This window comes from Streptomyces sp. So13.3 (assembly GCF_005860785.2).
Taxonomy (GTDB): Bacteria; Actinomycetota; Actinomycetes; order Streptomycetales; family Streptomycetaceae; genus Actinacidiphila; species Actinacidiphila fildesensis.
This window is the reverse complement of sequence record NZ_CP048835.1, coordinates 8,835,441-8,854,228: the sequence shown is the minus strand read 5'-3', so window position 1 is coordinate 8,854,228 and position 18,788 is coordinate 8,835,441. Positions and strand designations below refer to the sequence as shown.

Here is an 18,788-nt window from a genome sequence, read left to right as displayed (position 1 = left end):
GCTGCCTGCTTGATGTCCTCAACCCTAGGGAGATCGAATGAGCCGCAGAATAGCCTTCCGTCTCTGTTACATGTCCCAGCGTCTTTCCGAATGACTCTCTCAGCCATGCGTGCCGGGCGCCTTACGTACTCAGCCGTCGTCGACGACGACAGCCGGTGCCGCGGTGCGCGCGCCGGTGCGGGTGGCGCCGATTCCCGCGACCACGACGAATCCGACGCCGACCGCGGACGCCGGGCCGGGGATCTGCCCGAGGACGACGAGGCCCACCGCGAGCGCGATGGCCGGCTCAAGGCTCATCAGGGTGCCGAAGGCCGTGGTGGTGAGCCGGCGCAGGGCGAGGAACTCCAGGCTGAACGGGAGCACCGGATGCAGCGCGGCCAGCGCCAGACCGGTGAGGATCAGCGGCCAGGTCACGTGGCCCAGTTCGGTCGGCGCGGCGAAGAACGTGGCGACGATGGCGGCGACCGGCATGGACAGGGCCAGGCCCTTCAGCCCGGTGACCTGGTCGCCCACCTTCTGGGTGAGCGCGATGTACACGGCCCAGCAGAGCGCGGCGGCCAGCGCGAACCCGACCCCGACGAGGTCGGTGCCGCCGTGCCAGGGCTCGGTGAGCAGCACCACCCCGACCCCGGCCGGCAGGGCCCATATCCTGCGCCCGCCCGCGGCGCCGTACAGGGACAGGCCGAGCGGCCCGAGGAACTCGAGCGCGCTGGCGGTGCCCAGCGGGATCCGGGTGACCGCGCACATGAAGAGCACCATCAGGCCGGCTGTCGCCGCGCCCAGGACGGTGCACGCCAGCAGGTCCTTCCGCGTGAAGTCCGACGGGCGGGGCCTGACCAGCACCAGGAGCAGGATTCCGGCCCAGGCGAGCCGCAGCCACGCGGTTCCCAGCGGACCGAGCTGGTCGAGCAGCGGGACCGACAACCCCAGGCCGAGCTGGACGCAGGACATGGACGCGACGGCCATGAGCGCTCCACCCCGGGCCCCGCCGGGCAGCCTGCCGAGGGCGGAGGGAGCCGCGGGAACGGTCGGAGCGGCGGTGGCTGCGGAGGTCATGGCTCCAGTAGAGGGCCGACACATCGTTGATGTCCACGTGGCGATCATGGACAGTCCGTTCAGGAATGCTGAACAATGACGGAATGGAGACCCGGCGGCTGGAACTGTTGGCGGAACTGTCCCGGCTGGGGTCGATGCGGGCCGTCGCCGACGTTCTCGGCACCACGACCTCGACGGTGTCGCAACAGATCGCAGCCCTGTCCCGGGAGACGGGCACCGTGCTGGTGGAGCCCGACGGGCGCAGGGTGCGGCTGACGCCGGCAGGGCGCCGGCTGGCCGAACACGCGGTGACCATCCTCGCCGCGGTCGAAGCGGCGCGGCTCGACCTGGGCCCGGAAGCGGAACCCAACGGCACGATAAGGATCGCGGGATTCGCCACCGCCATCCGCAGCTTCCTGCTGCCGGTCATCACCGATCTCGCGGCGAACCATCCACGGGTGCACATCCTGATCCGGGAGCACGAGCCCGCCGAGGCTCTCGCGCTGCTGACCGGCGACCAGACGGACCTGGCGCTGACCTACGACTACAACCTCGCTCCCGCGACCGTCGACCCGTCGTTGAGGGCGACACCGCTGTGGACGGCGACATGGGGTCTCGGCGTCCCCGCACTCGCCACCGCCTCGACCGCCCCCACCGGAACGGCCCAGGAGGTGTTCGCCGGGTTCCGCGACCACGACTGGATCGTCAACTCCCGCAACACCGCGGACGAGCACGTCATTCGCACGCTCGCCTCCATGGCCGGCTTCAGCCCCCGGATCACCCACCAGGCCGACAGTCTCGACCTCGTGCAGGACATGATCGCCGCGGGCCTGGGCGTGGGCCTGCTGCCCATCGGCCATGCCACCTACCCCGCCATCCGGATCCTGCCCCTCACCTCCCCCAGCGTCGAGTTGCACTCCTACGCCGTCGCCCGGCAGGGCCGGCTCAACTGGCCGCCGCTGGCCCTGGTCACCGGCCTCCTCACCGACCGCGCCGGGCGCATGACCCCGGGCCACGACGGTCTCGACGCACCGGGATCGTGACCGGCCTACGGGGGCGTCGGCGCCACCACCCCGGACGATCACAGCAGGGTGAGTCATGCCGAACCAACGGGGCTCCGCGGCACCGGTGCGTAACCTTGCGCCATGCCTGTCATGCAACTCCTCGACCTCGGACATGCCCCGGCGCTGCTGGAGTTCGAGCAGAAGAACCGGACCTATTTCGCCGCGTCGATTCCCGACCGCGGCGACGACTTCTTCGCCCACTTCGATGCCCGGCTCGATGAGCTGCTGACCGACCAGGCCGCAGGGCTGCTCTACTTTCACGTGCTGGTCGCCGACAACGGCGCGGTGCTGGGCCGGGTCAACCTGGTTGATGTGGAAGGGGGTTCGGCGGAACTCGGGTACCGGATCGCCGAGGAGGCCGCCGGGCGCGGGCTGGCCACCGCCGCTGTTCACCAGATCTGCGAACTGGCTGCCACGGAGTACGGCCTGACCACGCTGAGGGCCAGGACCACACTCGACAATGCCGGCTCCCGGGCAGTGCTGGCGCGAACGGGGTTCACGCCCATCGGCGACATCCAGCTGAGCGGTCGCCCGGGCCTCCGTTTCGTACGGGACCTGCCGGCAGCCCGGCAGAGCGACGACTCACCCGCCTCACCCTTAGGCGCCCCTTGGGTCATGACGTGCTCAGAGGCGGGCGTGGGCGGTGATGTCCGCGCTGAACTCCTCGGTCATCGCGGGGGTGACGGTCGGCCGGCACTGGGCGATCGCCGCCAGGTAGTCACCGGTACTCGCCCCCGGCGGGCTCTGCATGCCCGCCCCGCCGCCGATCGACTCCAGATCCCGTTCGAAGGACGCCTGGGCGGCGGTGCGCGCCGCGTGCTCGATGTCCGCCGGGGTGAACAGCTCGCTGGCCACCACCAGAGCCGGCACCTCCACGTCGGGGCGGCCGCCGGTGTACCGGGACCAGATCGCCGAGCGGGCGGCCGCGTCCGGGGTACCGATTGGGATCAGGTAGTCGAAGCGGCCAGGACGCAGGAACGCCGGATCCAGGGAGCGGATGGAGTTCGTCGCGCACACCAGCAGCCGCTCGTCGCCCTCCCGGAATCCCGGGATGAGCTTGAGGAGTTCATTGGTCACCCCGTGCATACCGCCCGGCTGCACCGGCTCGGTGCGGACCGGGGCGACCTCCTCGACCTCGTCGATGAAGACCAGCACCCGCTCCAGCTCCGCGATCCGGGCGAAGGCGCTGCGGAGGGCGGCGGCGAGGTTGCCCTCGTCCGCCAGCCGGGAGGGCAGCAGCTCGACGAACGGCCAGCCGAGTTTGGACGCGATGCCCCGTGCGAACGTCGTCTTGCCGGTGCCGGGCGGGCCGAACAGGGCGATGGCACGCGGCGGCCGGACCCCGTGCCGGGCCGCCCGCTCGGGCTCCGCCAGCGGCAGCACGACCCGCCGCTCGATCAGGTCCTTCTCCGCTTCCATCCCGGCCACCTTGCCCCACAGGTCACCCGGCAGGAACCGGCCGCCGAGGTCCTCCAACAGGCTCGCCGCGGGGCCGTGCGACGGTTCGACCTTCTCGAAGTAGGCCACCGCGGGCTGCCGGGTGTAGCCGGCGTTCAGGAGGCCCTCGCCGAGCAGGTCCTCCTCGGGCAGCACATAGGCGATCCGGCCCACCCGCGCCGCGACGAGCCGCCGCTCCAACTCCACCAGCAGGGCACTGGCCAGTCCTCGCCCGCGCCAGACCGAGGAGATCGCGATACGCATCACCCAGGCCCGCTCACCGGCCACGCACGCCAGCGCCGCGCCGATCGGGACGCCCTGGTGAACGGCGACCACCGCGGGCTGCCGGGACGTCAGCGCGCCGATGCACTCGGCGAGGGAGAAGACCGACTCCTGCCCGAGCTCGGCCGTGGTGTCGATCAGGTGGACCACTGCCGCGAGATCGCTCTCGCGGTAATCGTGGATGAGCCAGTTCACCGGTACCGCCCCTCGTCCGTGCCGTTTCGGTGAGGCTAGGGGCGGGGCCGGGGCGGGGCCCGCTCCACCGTGAACAATCCGGCCGGCCGAACGCTACGTTCCGTCCGTAGGACGCGGACCCCGCGGCCCCTATGCGCCGGACCTACGCGATCGGGGCGGTCGGGGCGGTCGGGGAACCCGTATCGCCCGGGAGGACGTCGAGCGCGCGCCGCCGGCGGCCGATGGCGTCGGGGTCCCAGCCGGGGCGGGGTACGGAGGCCAGCAGCAGGCGGGTGTAGGGGTGCCGTGGCGCGGTGAGAAGATCGGCGACCGGTTGGTGTTCCATGGTCCTCCCCCGGTACATCACCAGCGCCTCGTCGCAGACGTAGCGCACCACCGCCAGGTCGTGGCTGACGAAGACCAGGCCGATGCCGGTGTCGCGGCGGATGTCCGACAGCAGGTTGAGCACCTGGGCCTGCACCGAGACGTCGAGTGCCGACACCGCTTCGTCGAGAACCAGAACAGCCGGTTCGACTGCCAACGCACGGGCGATGGCGGCGCGTTGGCGCTGACCGCCCGACAGCTGACGGGGCAGCGCCGCCGACTCGCGGTCGCCGAGGCCGACCTGGGCCAGGAGCTCCCTGACCCGGCCGGCCCTCGCCGCGCGGTCACCGCAGCCGTGCAGCCGCAGCACCCCGTCGATGGTCGTCCCGATGCTGATCCGGCCGTCCAGCGACAGGTAGGGGTCCTGGAAGACGATCTGCACGGCCTTCGCGCGGGCGAGCCGTGCCGCCCGTCCGCGCACCGTCGCGGCGATCGGGGCGCCCTGGACCAGGATCTGTCCATGGTCGGGGCGTTCGAGACCGACGAGCATCCGCGCCGTGGTCGTCTTGCCCGAGCCGGACTCGCCGACCAGGCCGAGGGCCCCGCCGGGATGCAGGGAGAACGACAGATCGTCGACGGCGACCACTTGGGTGCCGCCGGTGGAGTAGGCCTTGCGCAGACCGCTGACCTGGAGCAGCGGTCTTCCGGGCGATGCGGGGGCTGGGGTGGGCACAGGGGCGGGAGCGGGTGCGGTGTTCAACGGTCCTCCTCGCTGGGTGAGGCGCAGACGGCCGTCATCGCCGGCCGGCCATCGATCTCATCGGCCAGATGGCAGGCGACGAGCGCGGGGCCACGCTGCGCCGTGGACGCCGGGACCTGGACGGGGGCAGGCCGTGCCAGGTCGGGCGCCGTCCTGTCGCAGAGTCCCGGCCGGGCGTGCGGGCAGCGGGCGGCGAAGGAGCAGCCCGGTGCGGCTTCCAGCAGGCCCATGGGGACGCCGCGGATCGGCGTGAGTCGTCCGAGCGGTCCGTCCAGAGGCGGCGTCGAACCGAGCAGCCCGGCGGTATAGGGGTGCCGGGGCGCGGTGAGCAGTTCGGTCGCGGTCCCGGTCTCGACGATCCTCCCGGCGTACATCACGTAGATCCGGTCGCAGGTCGCTGCGGCGAGATCGATGTCGTGCGTGATCAGCAGCAGGCCGAGGCCACGCTCGCGTTGCAGTCGGCGGAGGATCGCCATGATCTCCGCCTGGGTGGTCACATCGAGCGCCGTGGTGGGCTCGTCGCACAGCAGCAGCCGCGGCTCCGCCGTGAGCGCCCCGGCGATCATGACGCGTTGCAGCATTCCGCCGGAGAGCTCGTGCGGGTACTGCCGCAGGTGCCGGACGGGGTCCGGCAGCCCGACTGCGGTCAGGAGTTCCAGCGCGCGGGCGCCCGCCCGTGCCCTGGACCAGCCGCCGGTCAGGCGCAGTGACTCGGTGAGGAAGTCCCCGACGCGTCGCACCGGGTTGATGCCCGCCCGGGGGTCCTGGAAGATCATGGACGCCTTGCCGGTGCGCACCTCGCGCAGGCATCCGGCGTCCGCTCCGACCAGATCGGCCCCGTCGACGCGGACGTGACCGCCGATCGCCGCCCCGGCCGGGAACAGGCCCAGCGCGGCACGGGCCGTGACCGACTTCCCCGAGCCGGACTCCCCGACCAGCGCGACGGCCTCGCCGGCGGCGACGGTCAGGCTGACGCCGTTCAGGATCGGACGGGCCATGCCCGGCAGCGCCACACTCAGGTCGTTGAATTCGAGCAGCGGCATCAGGACTCCCTCCCCGCGAGCCGGTCGCCGAGGTTCTCCCCGACGACGTTGAAGGCGACCACGACCAGGACGACCGCGACGGCCGGAACGATCGCGGACAGCGGTTGTCCCTGGAGGACGGCTGCCTGCCCCTGGTTGATCATCGAGCCCCAGTCGGGTGTCGGCGGCTGCACGCCCAGGCCCAGGAACGACAGGGCCGCGAGGTCGAGCAGGGCGTACCCGAAGTTCACCGTCGACTGGGCGAGCACGGTCGGGGTGATGTTGGGCAGCAGCCGGCGGAAGGCGATGAACACCGCCGAGTGGCCCTGCACCTGGTAGGCGGCGATGTACGGCCGGGTCTTCTCCTGCGCGGTCAGACCGCGCACCAGACGGGCCGTGTAGGGCATGTACGCGATGGCCATGGCGAGCACCGGTGCGGTCAGACCCTTGCCGAACAGGGCCACCGCGAGGATCGCCAGCAGCAGCGCGGGGAAGGCGAACAGGATGTCGAGCACCCGGCCGACCGCCGTGTCGACCCACCCGCCGCGCCACGCGGTGAACAGACCGACGGCGACCCCCAGAGTGGTGGAGAACAGCACCACGGCGAGCGGGCCGGCGAGGCTGGTGCGGGTGCCCTCGATCAGGGCCGAGAACGTGTCGTGCCCGCCCAGATCGGTGCCCAGCCAGTGGTCGGGGCCGGGCCCGGCGAAGCCGTTGCCCAGCTCGCCGAAGGTCGGGTCCTGCGGGGCGATCCAGGGCGCGAACAGAGCGATCAGGACGAAGAGGGCCAGAAGCAGCAGACAGCCACGCATCAGCCAGCCGCCACCGGCCCGCCGCAGCCACACCAGCGGGAGTCGCAGCCGGGACGGCGACGGAGCGGGTGGGTCGGCCCGGCGGTCGGCCATGGTGGAGGAAGGGGCATTCATCGTGCGCTCCCTGCTGCTGCCGCGACGCGCGGGTCGATCAGCGGATACACCAGGTCCACCAAGGTGTTGACGACGACGAACGCCGCGACCACCAGCAGCACGATCGCCTGGACCACCTGGAAGTCCATCTCGTTCACGGCCTGCACCAGCAGCGAACCCACCCCGGACATCCCGAACGCGGTCTCGACGATCGCGGTGCTCACCAGCATTCCCGAGAGCAGCAGCCCGGAGACAGTGACGATGGGCCCCAGCGCGTTGCGCAGCACATGGCGCCGCACCACGGACGACTTGGACATCCCCCGGCTGAGCGCGACCTCGACGTGTTCACGGCGCAGCTCGTCCAGCATCGCCGAGCGCGTCACCCGCGTCACGAGTGCCATGAACGTCACCGACAGGGCGATGGCGGGAAGCACCACATGGTGCATCCGGTCCAGCAGACCGGTGCCGTTCCCGATCGTCGGGAACCAGCCCAGGCGTACGCCGAGCACCGAGCGGAGCGTGATCGCCGCGACGAAGGACGGCACCGCCGCCCCCACGGTGACCATCAGCAGCACCGCCGTGTCGGTGCGCGTTCCGCGCCGCAGCGCCCCGACGATCCCGGCGCCGACCCCCACGACCGCGATCATCAGCGCCGCCGTGCCCACCAGGAGCATCGAAGCGGGCAGCCGGGACCACAGCACCTGGTCGACGCTCTGGTGGAACAGGTACGAGCGGCCGAGGTCCCCTTGCAGCACGCCCTGCAACCAGTGCCAGTACCGCTCGGGGAACGGGTCGTTGAACCCGTACTGCTCCCGTATCGCGGCGATCTCCTGTGGGCTCGGGCTGCGCCCGCGCACCAGGAAGCTGACCGGGTCGCCCGGTGCCAGGTACAGCGAGGAGAACACCACGAACGAGGTGACCAGCAGCGTCACCGCCATCGTGAGGAGCCTGCGCAGCGTCGACACCGCCAGGGCGCCGAACCTCCCGGCCCGCCGGGCACCGTCCACCGCGGTGGTCGCCAGGGCGGCTGTCATCCGCGGGCTCCGATCTCGGCGGCCCACGGGTAGTACAGGTAGGCGATGGACGGCTGGACCCCGGTGATCCGCTTGCCGAGGAAGACGCTCACCGGCTCGGTGTACAGCGGCAGCCAGGGCAGTTGCTCCATGGCCGTCTGCTGCGCCTTCCCGGTCGCGGCGGCCACCGCTGCCGGATCCTGGGCGACGGTTGCCTCGTCGATGGCCGCGTCGAACTGCGGGTTCGACCAGTTGCCGTAGTTGCTGAACGCGCCGGTCTGCAGCGAGCCGTACATGTCCAGCGGGTCGGTGATGGACGTGTACCAGAAGGTGAGGAACAGATCGATGCCCTTGCGGGCGGCCGCGTCGGTGAACAGCGCCGTGTACTTGTCGGCGGAGATGGTGTCGATCTGCGGGTTCAGCCCGATGGCCTTGGCCGCCTGCGCGACGGCCTGGGTGATGATGGTGGTCTGGGAGTCCAGCGGGCTGCTGGCGATCACGACCTTCTGCCCGGCGACTCCGGCCTGGGCGGCCAGCGCCTTGGCCTTCACCGGGTCGTAGGGATAGCTCGGCAGCGCCTTGAGCAGTCCCTTGACGGTGGAGTCGGGTGTACCGCTCCAGGTGTTCGAACTGACCAGTGAGTCCGCGACATCGGCGACCCCGCCCGCGCCCGCCTTGACGATGCCCTTGCGGTCGATGGCCATCAGCAGGGCCTGCCGTACCCGGGCGTCGCCCAGCGGTCCCTTGAGGTTGTTGACGATCTCGGAGGCGACCGTGGTGTTCCGGCCGAAGTACAGCGTGCCCGCCTGGCTCGCCTTCAACTGGGCGTAGGCGTGCGGCGGGACCATCCAGCCACCGTCGACCTCACCGGTCTGGAAGGCGTTGACGCGGGTCGTCGGGTCGGACAGGAAGACGAACTTGACCTCGCCGGCCTTGGGCTTGGCGTCCCAGTACCCGTCGAAGCGCTTGAGCACCAGCGACTGGCCCGAGGTCCAGGACCCGAACGAGAAGGGTCCGGTGCAGTTCACGCCCTTCGCCGGGTTGCCGTAGTCCTTGCCGTCCTTCTTGAGGGTGGCCGCGGACTCCACCGTGCCGGGACTCGCGGCAAGGTACTTGTTGAACGTCGAGTCCGGTGACTTGAGGCTGACGGTGACCTGCGACGGTCCGGTCCGGTCGATCGACTTCACATTGCGGAACGGGTAGGCCCAGTTGCTGGCCACCTCGGGGTCCAGGTTGCGGCGCAGCGAGGCGACGACGTCGTCGGCACTGAGCGTCGTACCGTCGTGGAAGCGCACGCCGGAGCGGATCTGGTACACCCAGCTGGTCGGCGTGGGGTGGGTGTAGGAGGTCGCCAGGCCGGGTGAGGTCGTCAGGTCCGGGTTCCAGCGCAGCAGGCTCTCGCAGACGTTGGCGAGGATCTGGTTCGGCGGGTAGTCGAACGCGTAGGCGTAGTCGATCGAGGTCGGCTCGGCGAAGAGCGACCAGGTGAACGAGTTGACCGGGCCCGCGGCGGCCGGGGTCTTCGCCGTCAGCCGGTACGCGGCGTCGGCGGTCCCGGCCGGCGGGTGCGCCGTGCCGCTGCAGGCACTCAGGGTGGTGAGGGCGAGTGCGGCGGCCGCGGCGACAGCGGCGGTCAGGGTGCGGCGGACGGGTCGCCGGTCAGGTCGCAGGACAGTTCTCGGACAGACTGCTGGCATGGTGTTCCTCCGTGAGTGGTGCGCCTGAGGGTGCGCGTGGGAACAGCGGGAACGGCTTCGGCGTGCGGGCGGCACAGCTCAGTCGGTCGCGGCGAAGACGAGCCGCCCGTCGATGTAGGTCCGCAGCACCCGGGTCTCGGCGATCTCCAGGGCGGGCCGCTCGAAGGGGTCCCGGTCCAGCACCACGAGGTCGGCGTACTTGCCCACCTCGACCGTCCCGGTGACGTCGTCGAGGTGGTTCACCCACGCGCTGCCCGCGGTGTAGGCGGTCAGGGCCTGGGCGAGCGTCAGTGCCTGCTCCGGGTAGAACGGCTTGGCGGGCTCCTGCGCGGTCGAACTGTCGGGGCTGTGGACGTCTTCGGCGGTGTCTTGCGCCTGCGGAGCGTTGGGGGCTTCGGCGGGCACCGCCCGGTTGACCGCGACATGGATACCCCACATCGGGTTGGGGCTGCTCACCGACCAGTCGCTGCCGGCGACCAGCCGGGCGCCGGCCCGCAACAGGTCGCCGAACGGGTACTGCAGGGCGGCCCGCTCGGATCCGAGGAAGGGGATCGTCAGCTCGTCCATCTGCGGCTCGTGCGCCGCCCACAGTGCCTGGATGTTCGCGGCGGCCCCCAGCTCGGCGAAACGCCCCAGGTCATCGGGGTGGATCAGCTGCAGATGGGCCAGATGGTGGCGGTTGTCGTTGGTGCCGTTGGCCGCCTTGGCGCCGGCCAGCGCGTCGAGCGCCTCACGGACGGCCCGGTCCCCCAGCGCGTGGAAGTGGATCTGGAAGCCCGCTTCGTCGAGCACCCGCACGGCGTCGTCCAGCAGCTGAGGATCGACGAAACTGAGGCCGGAGTTGTCCGTGGCGCAGCCGCAGTGGTCGAGGTAGGGCTCCAGCAGGCCCGCGGTGAAGTTCTCCGCGATGCCGTCCTGCATGATCTTCACGGTGGTCGCGTTGAACCGCCCGACCTGGCCGGTTCGCCTGCGTTCCTCGAGCTCGGGAAGCTGCTCCAGCCCGCGCTCGCGGTCCCACCACAGGGCGCCGACCACCCTCGCCTGGAGCGACCCTTCGCTGGCCGCCCGCACATAGACGTCGAAATTGTCCGGGTTTCCGGGGAAGACGCCGATCATGGCGTCCTGCCAGGTGGTCACCCCGAGGGAGAACAGATACTCCTGCGCCACCAGCAGTCCGGCGAGCGCCTCGTCCGGTGTCGCGACGGGCAGGTGCGCGCCGACCAGGCCCACGGCACCCTCCTGAAGGGTGCCGGCCGGAGTGCCGTCCGGCTCCCGCTCGATCCGGCCGTCCACCGGGTCGGGGGTGTCACGGCCGACGCCGGCCAGCCGCAGTGCGAGCGAGTTGACCCAGGCGCCGTGGCCGTCCCGGTTGCTGAGCAGTACCGGCCGGTCGGGGACGATCGCGTCCAGCATCTCGCGGGTGGGAGTGCCGCCGGGGAAGACGTCCATGGACCAGCCACCGCCGGATATCCAGTCCGTGTCCGGGTTCGCCTTCGCGTACTCGGCGACCACCGCCAGATATCCCTCGACAGAACGCTCCTCGGACAGATCGCAGCGCAGCATCTGGACCCCGGCCACCGCCGGGTGCATGTGCGCGTCCTGGAAACCGGGGACGAGCAGGCCACCCGCGAGATCGACGACCTCGGTGTCCCCGTCGCCCAGGGCGCGGACCGACGTCTCGTCGGAGACCGCCAGGATCCGTCCGCCCCCGACCGCTACAGCGGCATCGATCGGCGCCGACGAGGTCCCGGTGAAGACCCGGCCCCCCACGAAGACGGTGTCGGCCCGCTGCCTGGTGTTCCCCATCGACGTACCCTCCGGCTCGGCGGGCCGGGCCCGCACTGCGTGTGTGTTGAGGAGGAGTGAACGGCAGCGCAACACTGTTGTCAACGGCGTTGCGCGCATTGGTGCGGGCGTCGTTAGACTGGCCGCACCATGCCGAACCCACACGCCGCCACCCCCGCCCGGACGAAGCGCGCCGGCGCGCAGTTGTCACCCGACGCGATCATCGAAGCGAGCCTGCGCATCGCGGCTCGCGGCAGCGCCGACGCCTTCACGGTCCGCCGCCTCGGCGAGGAGCTGAGCGCCGACCCGACCGCGATCTACCGACACTTCCGCGACAAGGACGAGTTGCTGCTGTCCGTCGCCGACCGGACGCTGGGAGAGGTGCTCGACGGCATCCCCGGCGGCCTCGACTGGAAGGGACGGCTGCGCGCCCTGGCCGCCGGCTCCCTGCGGGTCGCCCTCAAATACCCGGCGGTCGCGTCGGCCATGGCCAGCCGCACCACCCGGCGCACGAACGAGTTCCGCATCGTCGAACTCATCCTCGGAGCCGTCATGGAGGCCGGGCTCTCGGGCCAGGACGCGGCCGTGCACTACCGCATGGTCGGCGACTCCCTGCTGGCGCACGTCGGCCAGCGCGCCGCCTATCTGCTGTTCGACCCGGACGTACGGGCCGGTGACGAGTCCTCGTGGAACCGCGAGTACCGGCGGGTCGACGCCACCGCGTTCCCCAACATCACCCAACTCAGCTCCCAGCTGGCCGAAGTGACGGATGACCAGATCTTCGAAGCCAGGGTCGAGTCGCTGATCGCCGCGATCGAGCGGAAGGCCGAGGCCGTTCGCGGGGCATAACGCCACGCGGGTCCGCCCGGATCCCCACGGATGGCTGAGCGTTGGCATTGCCGCGTTGGCGCAATGCTGTTGGCAACACTGATGTGCCAGCGCTTCACTCCCCCTCGACTCGGATACCCGCGGCGGGCTCCACCCCGCCGCCCGAGCGTCGGCGCGGGCCTCGCCGGCCTCCGCTGTGCGCACCAGCTGTGGAACCGTGGCAAGCCGGTGGCCGCGACCGTGTACGAGGCGGACATTACCCACCTCGGCGGCCGCCGCTGGTCCCTGCGCGGCTTCTTCGACAACGGCCAGGTCAGCGAGCACGGCGGGGTCTTCATCAGCTCGACCGACACCGCGATCCTCAAGCTCGCCGCGACCCTGGGCCTCAAGCGCGAGTACGCGAACTGCGGCGCGCTGGACACCGGTGACTACGTCACCCGGATCAACAACAGCACCTACACCGGGGCCCAGCAGCAGAGCGACTGGGACGGCGACGTGTACAACGCCTTCAGCGCCTCGTACGGCGCGGCGGGAACCGCCCGCTACAGCCCCTGGCACCTCGGCGCCTATCACTGCTACAAGGTCGGCCAGTACACCTCGTTCGCCGGCTACGAGGGCGTCCAGGAGGGCCGGATCCACTTCGCCGGCGAGCACACCGACGTCGACAACTCCACCCTGAACGCCGCGGTGGCCTCCGGCGAACGTGCCGCGAGCGAAATCACGACGCAGATCTGAACCTGTGGAACTCCTGAGGTGACCGCGCCGCATCAGGGCCGGGCAGGATCGCCGCTTCCCGCGAAGCTGCGATCCTGCCGTTGCGCACCGGCGTCACCGGCTGGACTCGGCGTGGTTGCAGATCCGGTAGGCCTCCAGATGTTCGACCAGTTCCTGCGGGTGGGCCAGCGCCGGGAGGTGGCCGCCGTCCATCTCGTCCGGGGTGAAGCCCAGCCGTTCCTGGACGACGCGGCGCTGGCCGCACCATCAGAGCGGCGGCCACATCCTCGGGAACATCGTGCAGAAAAGTGATCCGCGGATCGAACTCGGCATCCGGGTCACGCCCCTCCCGCACATCCAGCTCCCGTCTGGCACCGGGCTGCCCGGTGTTGGCCCACCAGTCCCCCGGCGACTCCCCTGGCGCAGGAACCATGGCCGCCACCAGCACCATCAGCTCCACCGGAACCCGCGCACAGACCAGCGGGGCGGTGAACCCGCCCATCGACTGCGCCACCAGCACCAGGTCCTTACGGTCACCGATGGCTTCCAGCACCACCTCGGTGTACTCCGCCAGCCCGGCCGTCTCGTCCGCGCACGGCAGATCCGGCGTCACCACGTCGTGCCCCCGGGCCCGCAGAAGCGGCGCCACCCGGTGCCAGTACCAGGAGTCGGTTCCCGCACCGGGAATCAGCACATAGGTCGCCATCGTCAGTCCTCACGCAGCCCGGCGACGCGCGTATCGAGCCGCCACAACGTTAGACGCTGCCACGGCCCGGAACTCATCGCACGCACTGCGATGCCGCGTCGCCGGACGCTTCACGCCGGATCCAGGCCCTCCGATTGACCCATCTTTCCTGCTCCGAAATGCACCCCGCACGAGGTCTATTGGTTGGCTAGAGTTATCTCATCAAGCAACGGAACAACCCCGCGGCAACCGCCCGGAGCAGGGAGTACCACCATGAACGCCAACGCACTGACGCCGGTTCTGACGCGCGCCGCCACCGCTGAGACCACCAGTGACCCGAGCAGCGTCATGACCCTTCTCGCCGACTGCGGCACCGACGGCAGCTCGCTGACGAGTTACCGCTCGCAGTTCACGGAGGGGGCGGTGGGTGCTCCGGCCCATTTTCACACGCGGGCCTCGGAGCTCTTCTTCGTCATCGGCGGTTCCCTGCAGGTGCTCGTCGATGACGAGGTGAAGATACTGAACGAGGGCGACCTTCTGCTCGTGCCGCCGCACACCCCGCACGCCTTCGCGGCGGCCCCCGGCGCCGAGGCCGACGTGCTGTTCGTGTTCACCCCCGGCATGCCGCGCTTCGACTACCTGCGGCTGCTCGGCCGGGTGATGCGCGGTGAGGCGAGCCCGCAGGAGATCAAGGACTCCTCCGAGCAGTACGACAACCACTACGTCGACAGCCCGGTGTGGCGCGCCGCTCTCGACGCGGCGAAGTAGTCCGAAGGGTTGAGCGCAGGGTTGGTGAGAGCCCTGCGCGCCATCGGAAAATGGGCCAGCGATGTCTGCCGCGCCTCTGCTAGTGTCCTGCGCCGGAGATCCGTCGGCAGAAGCGTGCGAGGGAGTCGAGGATCTCTTCCGCCGTCTTGGTCCAGATGAATGGCTTGGGATCCTCGTTCCAGTTCTTCACCCAGGCGCGGATGTCGGCTTCGAGGTTTTGGACGTTCTTGTGGGCACCCCGACGGATCATCTGGTCGGCCAGGAAGCCGAACCATCGCTCGACCTGATTGATCCACGACGAGCCGGTCGGCGTGAAGTGCATCTGGAACCGCGGGTGTTTGCTCAGCCAGGCCCTGATCGCGGGAGTCTTGTGCGTGCCGTAGTTGTCCACGATCAGGTGCACCTGCAGGTGCGCGGGCACCTCCTTGTCGATGCGGATCAAGAACTTCTTGAACTCCGCCGCCCGGTGCCTGCGGTGCAGGGCACTGATGACCTGCCCGGTAGTGACATCAAACGCGGCAAACAGGGTGGTCAAGCCGTTGCGGACGTAGTCGTGAGTACGGCGCTCCGGCATGCCCGGCATCATCGGCAACACCGGCTGAGAGCGGTCCAGTGCCTGAATCTGGGACTTCTCGTCCACCGAGAGAACCACGGCGCCCTCGGGCGGGTTGAAGTACAGCCCGACGACGTCGTAGACCTTCTCCACGAACAACGGGTCGGTCGACAACTTGAACGTGTCCGTCAGGTGCGGCTTGAGTTGGAACCTCCGCCAGATCCTGCCGACCGTGGACTTCGACAGACCACTGTGGTCCGCCATCGACTTCCGCGACCAGTGAGTGGCGTTCTTCGGGATCTCCTCCAGCGTCGCGACCACGACCGCCTCCACCTGACCGACATCGATCGTGGGTGGCCGGCCCGGCCGGGGCTCGTCGACCAGACCATCCAGCCGGTCGACGAGAAACCGCCGCCGCCACTTGCGAACCGTGTCCGCGCTCACCCGCAGATCCCTGGCGACCGTAACGATCGGCGGTACCTCCGGCCCTGCGCACGCCAACACGATCCGCGCGCGCAAGGCCAGGGCCTGGGCCGATGTCGCCCGACGCGTCCACCTCTCCAACACCGCCCGCTCATCCGCACACAGCAGTAACGGCTCCAGTTTCGGGCCCCGACGAGGCACCGATGCACCAGCAGTAGAAGTCACACAGCATCTAACGATCAACTACTGGCGCAGGACACTAGTGCGTTGTCCACGAACGTTGGCCGGGTGTGGTTAGGCGGCTTTGGGTCGTGGGCGGCCCCAGCGTTGTTGGCGTTCGCTGCGGACTTTGGCACGTTCTCGGCGTTGGGCGGCCAGGACGTCGGGATGGCGGGCGTTGAGGTTGCGCCATCGCAGGTAGTTCTGGAGTCTTCGCTCGAGCACGGTGTGGTTGGGGTGGTCGGAGCCGGCTATGACGAAGGTGCGTAAGGGACCGAACTGGGCCTCGATCGGGTTGGCCCACGACGCGCTGGTAGGCGTCAGGCACAGCTCGACGTTGTTCCTTCGCGCCCAGGTGCGGATGGTTGGGGTCTTGTTCGCGGACAGGTTGTCCAGGATCACGTATATGGGGGCGCCGTCGGGTCGGGCAGCACGGATTGACTTCAGGGCGGACAGGCTGTGGTCACCGCCTTTGCGGCGACGGGTGACGCCCCATAGTTGGTCGTCGCCGAGGGAGTAACAGCCGTGGAAGTACCGGATGCCGTGGGTGCGGTGGTAGGTGGCCGGCATCCGGTCCGGTCTGTTTTGAGCGGCCCAGGTGGAGCCGTGCCAGGGGCGGATCGACAACGGGCCGAACTGATCGAAAGCGAAGCACCGATACGGAAAGTGGCTGGTCACGTGCTCGATACGGTCGAGTTTCGTGTCCTTGTCGGGGTCGGTGGACTCTTTCCAGGTGCGGGTGCGCTGGAAGGTGATGTCGTGCTCGTGCAGGATCTGCCGGAGCCGTTCCCGGCCGATCTTCACGGTCTTGATCCGGTTGCGGGCCAGGTAGTCGGTGAGTTTGCGCAGGCTCCAGTGGGTGAAGGGGCAGCCCAGGGTGATGGGGCGGGTGGTGGCCGTCGCGATGATGAAAGTGCGTTGGTCATCGCTGATCAGGCGGGGACGGCCTCCCGCCCACCGAGGGTCCAGGGCGGCCAGGCCCTTGTCGTTGAAGGCGTGGATCACATCGCGCACGGTGTCTTCGTGCGCGGCGACCAGGTGCGCGATCGCCGGCACGGTGGTGCCGGATGCCGACGCCATGATGATCAGTGCCCGGCGAACCCGCACCGACTCGTGGCGGCCCCGCCGGACCAGCTGCTGAAGTTTCTGACCCTCTTGATCAGTTAACCGTCGTGCTCGAACCCGCTCAGCCATGAGGCACCTCGCTCACCTTGGATGACAACCACGTTGCCACCACAGCGCCGCCGCCAAGCCCCAACACCCCAAAAATCATTCAGGGATCACCAGCCCGGCCAACGTTCGTGGACAGCGCACTAGCGTGAACGCATGAAGCGCGCTGCTATGACGACGACGCCGGAGAGTGTCCCGGCGCGCTGACTGATGTCTTAGTCCGAAGCCCCGGGGCGAGTGCCCCGGGGCTTCGCCGTGTGGTCACTCGCCTCACTGTCCGCGAGGAGACCACGATGCATGATCACCGCAAACTCGGTCGTGAGCTGGAACTGTTCGACACCGACCCGCTGATCGGTGCCGGGCTGCCGTACTGGCTGCCCGACGGTGCGACCGTGCGCCACGCGCTGGAGGAGTACATCCGCAACGCCGAACGGCGCGCGGGCTACCGGCACGTGTACTCGCCGGTGCTCGGCAAGCGGGAGCTCTATGAGATCTCGGGGCACTGGTCCCACTACAGCGACGACATGTTTCCACCGATGGACCTCGGCGGTGAGCAGGTCGTGCTGCGGCCGAGCCTGTGTCCGCACCATGCGGTGATCTACCGCTCACGCTCCCGCAGTTACCGCGAGTTGCCGCTGCGTATGGCCGAACTGGGAGGCATGTACCGCTCCGAGCAGTCGGGCGTGCTCGGCGGGCTGACCCGCGTGCGGGCCATCCAGCTCAACGACGCGCACATCTTCTGCACCCTGGACCAGGTCGCCGACGAGGCCCGGTCGGCGCTGCAGATGATCCGCCGGGCGTACGAGGCGCTCGGCATCAGCCCGAGCCGCTACCGGCTCTCGCTCCCCGGCCCCGGCGGGAAGTACGTGGCCGCCCCGGAGAAGTGGGAGCGGTCCACCGCCCTGCTGACCGAGGTCCTGGACCGCTCCGGCCTGCCCTACGAAGCCGCCGGGGGCGAGGCCGCGTTCTACGGACCCAAGATCGACGTCCAGGTCGTCGACGGCGCCGGCCGCGAGTCCACCCTGTCCACCATCCAGATCGACTTCCACCAGCCCGAGCAGTTCGATCTGCACTACATCGGCGCGGACGGCGCGAAACACCGGCCGGTCATGGTCCACCGGAGCATCATCGGCAGCGTCGAGCGTGCCGTCGCGCACCTCATCGAGCAGCACGGAGGCGCCTTCCCCGCCTGGCTCGCGCCCACCCAGCTCGTCGTTCTCCCGGTCTCCGACGCCGAGTTGCCGCAGGCCGCCGAACTCGTCCACCGCTGTCTCGACCAGGGGCTGCGCGCGGAACTCGCCGGGCCGGAGCGCGGCAGCCTGGGTGCGCGCATCCGGCTCGCACGGCTTGTGCCCTACCAGGCGGTGATCGGTGCCAAGGAGGCCGTCGACGACCAGGTCGCCCTGCGCCTGCGGGACGGCCGCCGCCTGGACGCCCTGCCCGCCGCGGAGGTGCTGGCCCGCATCTCCGCTCTCGTCGACGCTCACAGCACCGACCTGTGGGACGGCGACGCCAAAGCGTAGTGCGCGGTTCGACCCGGCCCGCGGTGGCATCGAGATGCGCCGGATCGGATGGCCTTGGACAGGACCATGGCCAGGACCGTCCGACCCGGCGTCTCAGGCTCACCGCGGTCTGCCGCACAGGACCTACCGTGTCACCGGGTGTCGCCTTCCCAGTCCCAGTGATCCGGGTCGCCCGCGCGGGGGCCGTAGAGGGCACGGCCTCCCGGGCCGAACCTGCCGATCTCGGTGATCAGCGCGGCACTTTCCTGCAGTTGCCGGTTCGTCCAGCCGGTGACGTCGAGGAGCAGTCCGTCCAGGGGACCGCCGACCAGTTCCCGGTATACGTGACCGGTCCGTGGCCCCGGATCCGGATCGTCATGGTCGGCACCGTAGACCCGGCGCCAGATCAGTTCACCCATGCCCATCAG

At 69.9% G+C, this 18,788-nt stretch carries 17 protein-coding genes and 1 pseudogene; 6 read left to right on the top strand and 12 right to left on the bottom strand.

The features are described from left to right. Positions 1-129: 129 nt before the first annotated feature. Positions 130-1,056, bottom strand: coding sequence for an EamA family transporter (locus C8250_RS39475; protein ID WP_232485966.1), 927 nt, complete (start codon positions 1,054-1,056; stop codon positions 130-132). Between the two features lie 83 nt (positions 1,057-1,139). Here C8250_RS39475 and C8250_RS39470 point away from each other — a divergent pair, with 83 nt between their 5' ends. Both C8250_RS39470 and C8250_RS39465 read left to right on the top strand, forming a co-directional pair. Then, positions 1,140-2,078 carry a LysR family transcriptional regulator gene (locus C8250_RS39470; RefSeq protein WP_138355370.1) on the top strand — a complete coding sequence of 313 codons (939 nt, stop codon included), beginning with the start codon at positions 1,140-1,142 and terminating at the stop codon, positions 2,076-2,078. A 102-nt stretch (positions 2,079-2,180) separates the two neighbouring features. Next, positions 2,181-2,657 (top strand): annotated as a pseudogene (locus C8250_RS39465) (GNAT family N-acetyltransferase); the annotation flags it as partial. 66 nt (positions 2,658-2,723) lie between these two features. Here C8250_RS39465 and C8250_RS39460 read toward each other — a convergent pair. The 7 genes from C8250_RS39460 to C8250_RS39430 all read right to left on the bottom strand — a co-directional run bounded on the left by C8250_RS39460 (position 2,724) and on the right by C8250_RS39430 (position 11,519). Beyond that, entirely contained in the window at positions 2,724-4,013 is a 1,290-nt protein-coding gene (locus tag C8250_RS39460) for a bifunctional GNAT family N-acetyltransferase/ATP-binding protein (RefSeq protein ID WP_138355369.1), read from the bottom strand. A gap of 142 nt (positions 4,014-4,155) precedes the next feature. Further along, positions 4,156-5,076, bottom strand: a complete 921-nt coding sequence (locus tag C8250_RS39455; protein ID WP_244809680.1) for an ATP-binding cassette domain-containing protein — start codon at positions 5,074-5,076, stop codon at positions 4,156-4,158. Beyond that, on the bottom strand, positions 5,073-6,119 hold the full coding sequence (locus C8250_RS39450) for an ABC transporter ATP-binding protein (RefSeq protein WP_138355368.1): 1,047 nt from the start codon (positions 6,117-6,119) through the stop codon (positions 5,073-5,075). The genes C8250_RS39455 and C8250_RS39450 overlap by 4 nt, the downstream gene beginning before the upstream one ends. Continuing rightward, positions 6,119-7,024 carry an ABC transporter permease gene (locus C8250_RS39445; protein WP_232485969.1) on the bottom strand — a complete coding sequence of 302 codons (906 nt, stop codon included), beginning with the start codon at positions 7,022-7,024 and terminating at the stop codon, positions 6,119-6,121. The genes C8250_RS39450 and C8250_RS39445 overlap by 1 nt, the downstream gene beginning before the upstream one ends. Continuing rightward, positions 7,021-8,037, bottom strand: a complete 1,017-nt coding sequence (locus tag C8250_RS39440) for an ABC transporter permease (RefSeq protein ID WP_138355367.1) — start codon at positions 8,035-8,037, stop codon at positions 7,021-7,023. The genes C8250_RS39445 and C8250_RS39440 overlap by 4 nt, the downstream gene beginning before the upstream one ends. Continuing rightward, on the bottom strand, positions 8,034-9,713 hold the full coding sequence (locus tag C8250_RS39435) for an ABC transporter substrate-binding protein (RefSeq protein WP_138355366.1): 1,680 nt from the start codon (positions 9,711-9,713) through the stop codon (positions 8,034-8,036). Before C8250_RS39435 ends, C8250_RS39440 begins: the two co-directional genes overlap by 4 nt. Before the next feature lie 78 nt (positions 9,714-9,791). After that, a complete protein-coding gene (locus C8250_RS39430) occupies positions 9,792-11,519 on the bottom strand; it encodes an amidohydrolase (protein WP_138355365.1) in 1,728 nt (575 codons plus the stop codon). 129 nt (positions 11,520-11,648) lie between these two features. Here C8250_RS39430 and C8250_RS39425 point away from each other — a divergent pair, with 129 nt between their 5' ends. Further along, complete coding sequence (locus tag C8250_RS39425) at positions 11,649-12,347, top strand: TetR/AcrR family transcriptional regulator (RefSeq protein WP_138355364.1); 699 nt, start codon at positions 11,649-11,651, stop codon at positions 12,345-12,347. A 30-nt stretch (positions 12,348-12,377) separates the two neighbouring features. Beyond that, entirely contained in the window at positions 12,378-13,061 is a 684-nt protein-coding gene (locus C8250_RS43040; protein WP_346268789.1) for an FAD-dependent oxidoreductase, read from the top strand. Here the strand turns inward: C8250_RS43040 and C8250_RS39410 are convergent. Further along, entirely contained in the window at positions 13,045-13,746 is a 702-nt protein-coding gene (locus C8250_RS39410) for an alpha/beta hydrolase (RefSeq protein WP_232485970.1), read from the bottom strand. The two genes, C8250_RS43040 and C8250_RS39410, sit on opposite strands and share 17 nt — an antisense overlap. Before the next feature lie 252 nt (positions 13,747-13,998). Between C8250_RS39410 and C8250_RS39405 the strand changes: the two genes are divergently transcribed. Continuing rightward, positions 13,999-14,493: a cupin domain-containing protein gene (locus C8250_RS39405; protein WP_138355363.1), complete on the top strand. Its 495-nt coding sequence runs from the start codon at positions 13,999-14,001 to the stop codon at positions 14,491-14,493. 79 nt (positions 14,494-14,572) lie between these two features. Here the strand turns inward: C8250_RS39405 and C8250_RS39400 are convergent, their stop codons facing one another. Together C8250_RS39400 and C8250_RS39395 are read right to left on the bottom strand one after the other, a co-directional pair. Further along, on the bottom strand, positions 14,573-15,670 hold the full coding sequence (locus tag C8250_RS39400) for an IS630 family transposase (RefSeq protein ID WP_138359673.1): 1,098 nt from the start codon (positions 15,668-15,670) through the stop codon (positions 14,573-14,575). Between the two features lie 93 nt (positions 15,671-15,763). Next, positions 15,764-16,882 carry an IS630 family transposase gene (locus tag C8250_RS39395; RefSeq protein WP_138356632.1) on the bottom strand — a complete coding sequence of 373 codons (1,119 nt, stop codon included), beginning with the start codon at positions 16,880-16,882 and terminating at the stop codon, positions 15,764-15,766. 179 nt (positions 16,883-17,061) lie between these two features. Between C8250_RS39395 and thrS the strand changes: the two genes are divergently transcribed. Next, a complete protein-coding gene (gene thrS / locus C8250_RS39390) occupies positions 17,062-18,381 on the top strand; it encodes a threonine--tRNA ligase (RefSeq protein WP_138356633.1) in 1,320 nt (439 codons plus the stop codon). Positions 18,382-18,512: 131 nt separating this feature from the next. Here thrS and C8250_RS39385 read toward each other — a convergent pair whose 3' ends face one another. Beyond that, positions 18,513-18,779, bottom strand: coding sequence for a hypothetical protein (locus tag C8250_RS39385; RefSeq protein ID WP_138356634.1), 267 nt, complete (start codon positions 18,777-18,779; stop codon positions 18,513-18,515). Between the last annotated feature and the right edge of the window lie 9 nt (positions 18,780-18,788).

Coding starts and splice junctions, on each gene's coding strand:
- C8250_RS39475 (WP_232485966.1), bottom strand. CDS start 1,056: ATGACCTCCGCAGCCACCGCCGCTCCGACCGTTCCCGCGGCTCCCTCC.
- C8250_RS39470 (WP_138355370.1), top strand. CDS start 1,140: ATGGAGACCCGGCGGCTGGAACTGTTGGCGGAACTGTCCCGGCTGGGG.
- C8250_RS39450 (WP_138355368.1), bottom strand. CDS start 6,119: ATGCCGCTGCTCGAATTCAACGACCTGAGTGTGGCGCTGCCGGGCATG.
- C8250_RS39445 (WP_232485969.1), bottom strand. CDS start 7,024: ATGAATGCCCCTTCCTCCACCATGGCCGACCGCCGGGCCGACCCACCC.
- C8250_RS39440 (WP_138355367.1), bottom strand. CDS start 8,037: ATGACAGCCGCCCTGGCGACCACCGCGGTGGACGGTGCCCGGCGGGCC.
- C8250_RS39435 (WP_138355366.1), bottom strand. CDS start 9,713: ATGCCAGCAGTCTGTCCGAGAACTGTCCTGCGACCTGACCGGCGACCC.
- C8250_RS39430 (WP_138355365.1), bottom strand. CDS start 11,519: ATGGGGAACACCAGGCAGCGGGCCGACACCGTCTTCGTGGGGGGCCGG.
- C8250_RS39425 (WP_138355364.1), top strand. CDS start 11,649: ATGCCGAACCCACACGCCGCCACCCCCGCCCGGACGAAGCGCGCCGGC.
- C8250_RS43040 (WP_346268789.1), top strand. CDS start 12,378: ATGGCTGAGCGTTGGCATTGCCGCGTTGGCGCAATGCTGTTGGCAACA.
- C8250_RS39410 (WP_232485970.1), bottom strand. CDS start 13,746: ATGGCGACCTATGTGCTGATTCCCGGTGCGGGAACCGACTCCTGGTAC.
- C8250_RS39405 (WP_138355363.1), top strand. CDS start 13,999: ATGAACGCCAACGCACTGACGCCGGTTCTGACGCGCGCCGCCACCGCT.
- C8250_RS39395 (WP_138356632.1), bottom strand. CDS start 16,882: ATGGCTGAGCGGGTTCGAGCACGACGGTTAACTGATCAAGAGGGTCAG.
- C8250_RS39385 (WP_138356634.1), bottom strand. CDS start 18,779: ATGGGTGAACTGATCTGGCGCCGGGTCTACGGTGCCGACCATGACGAT.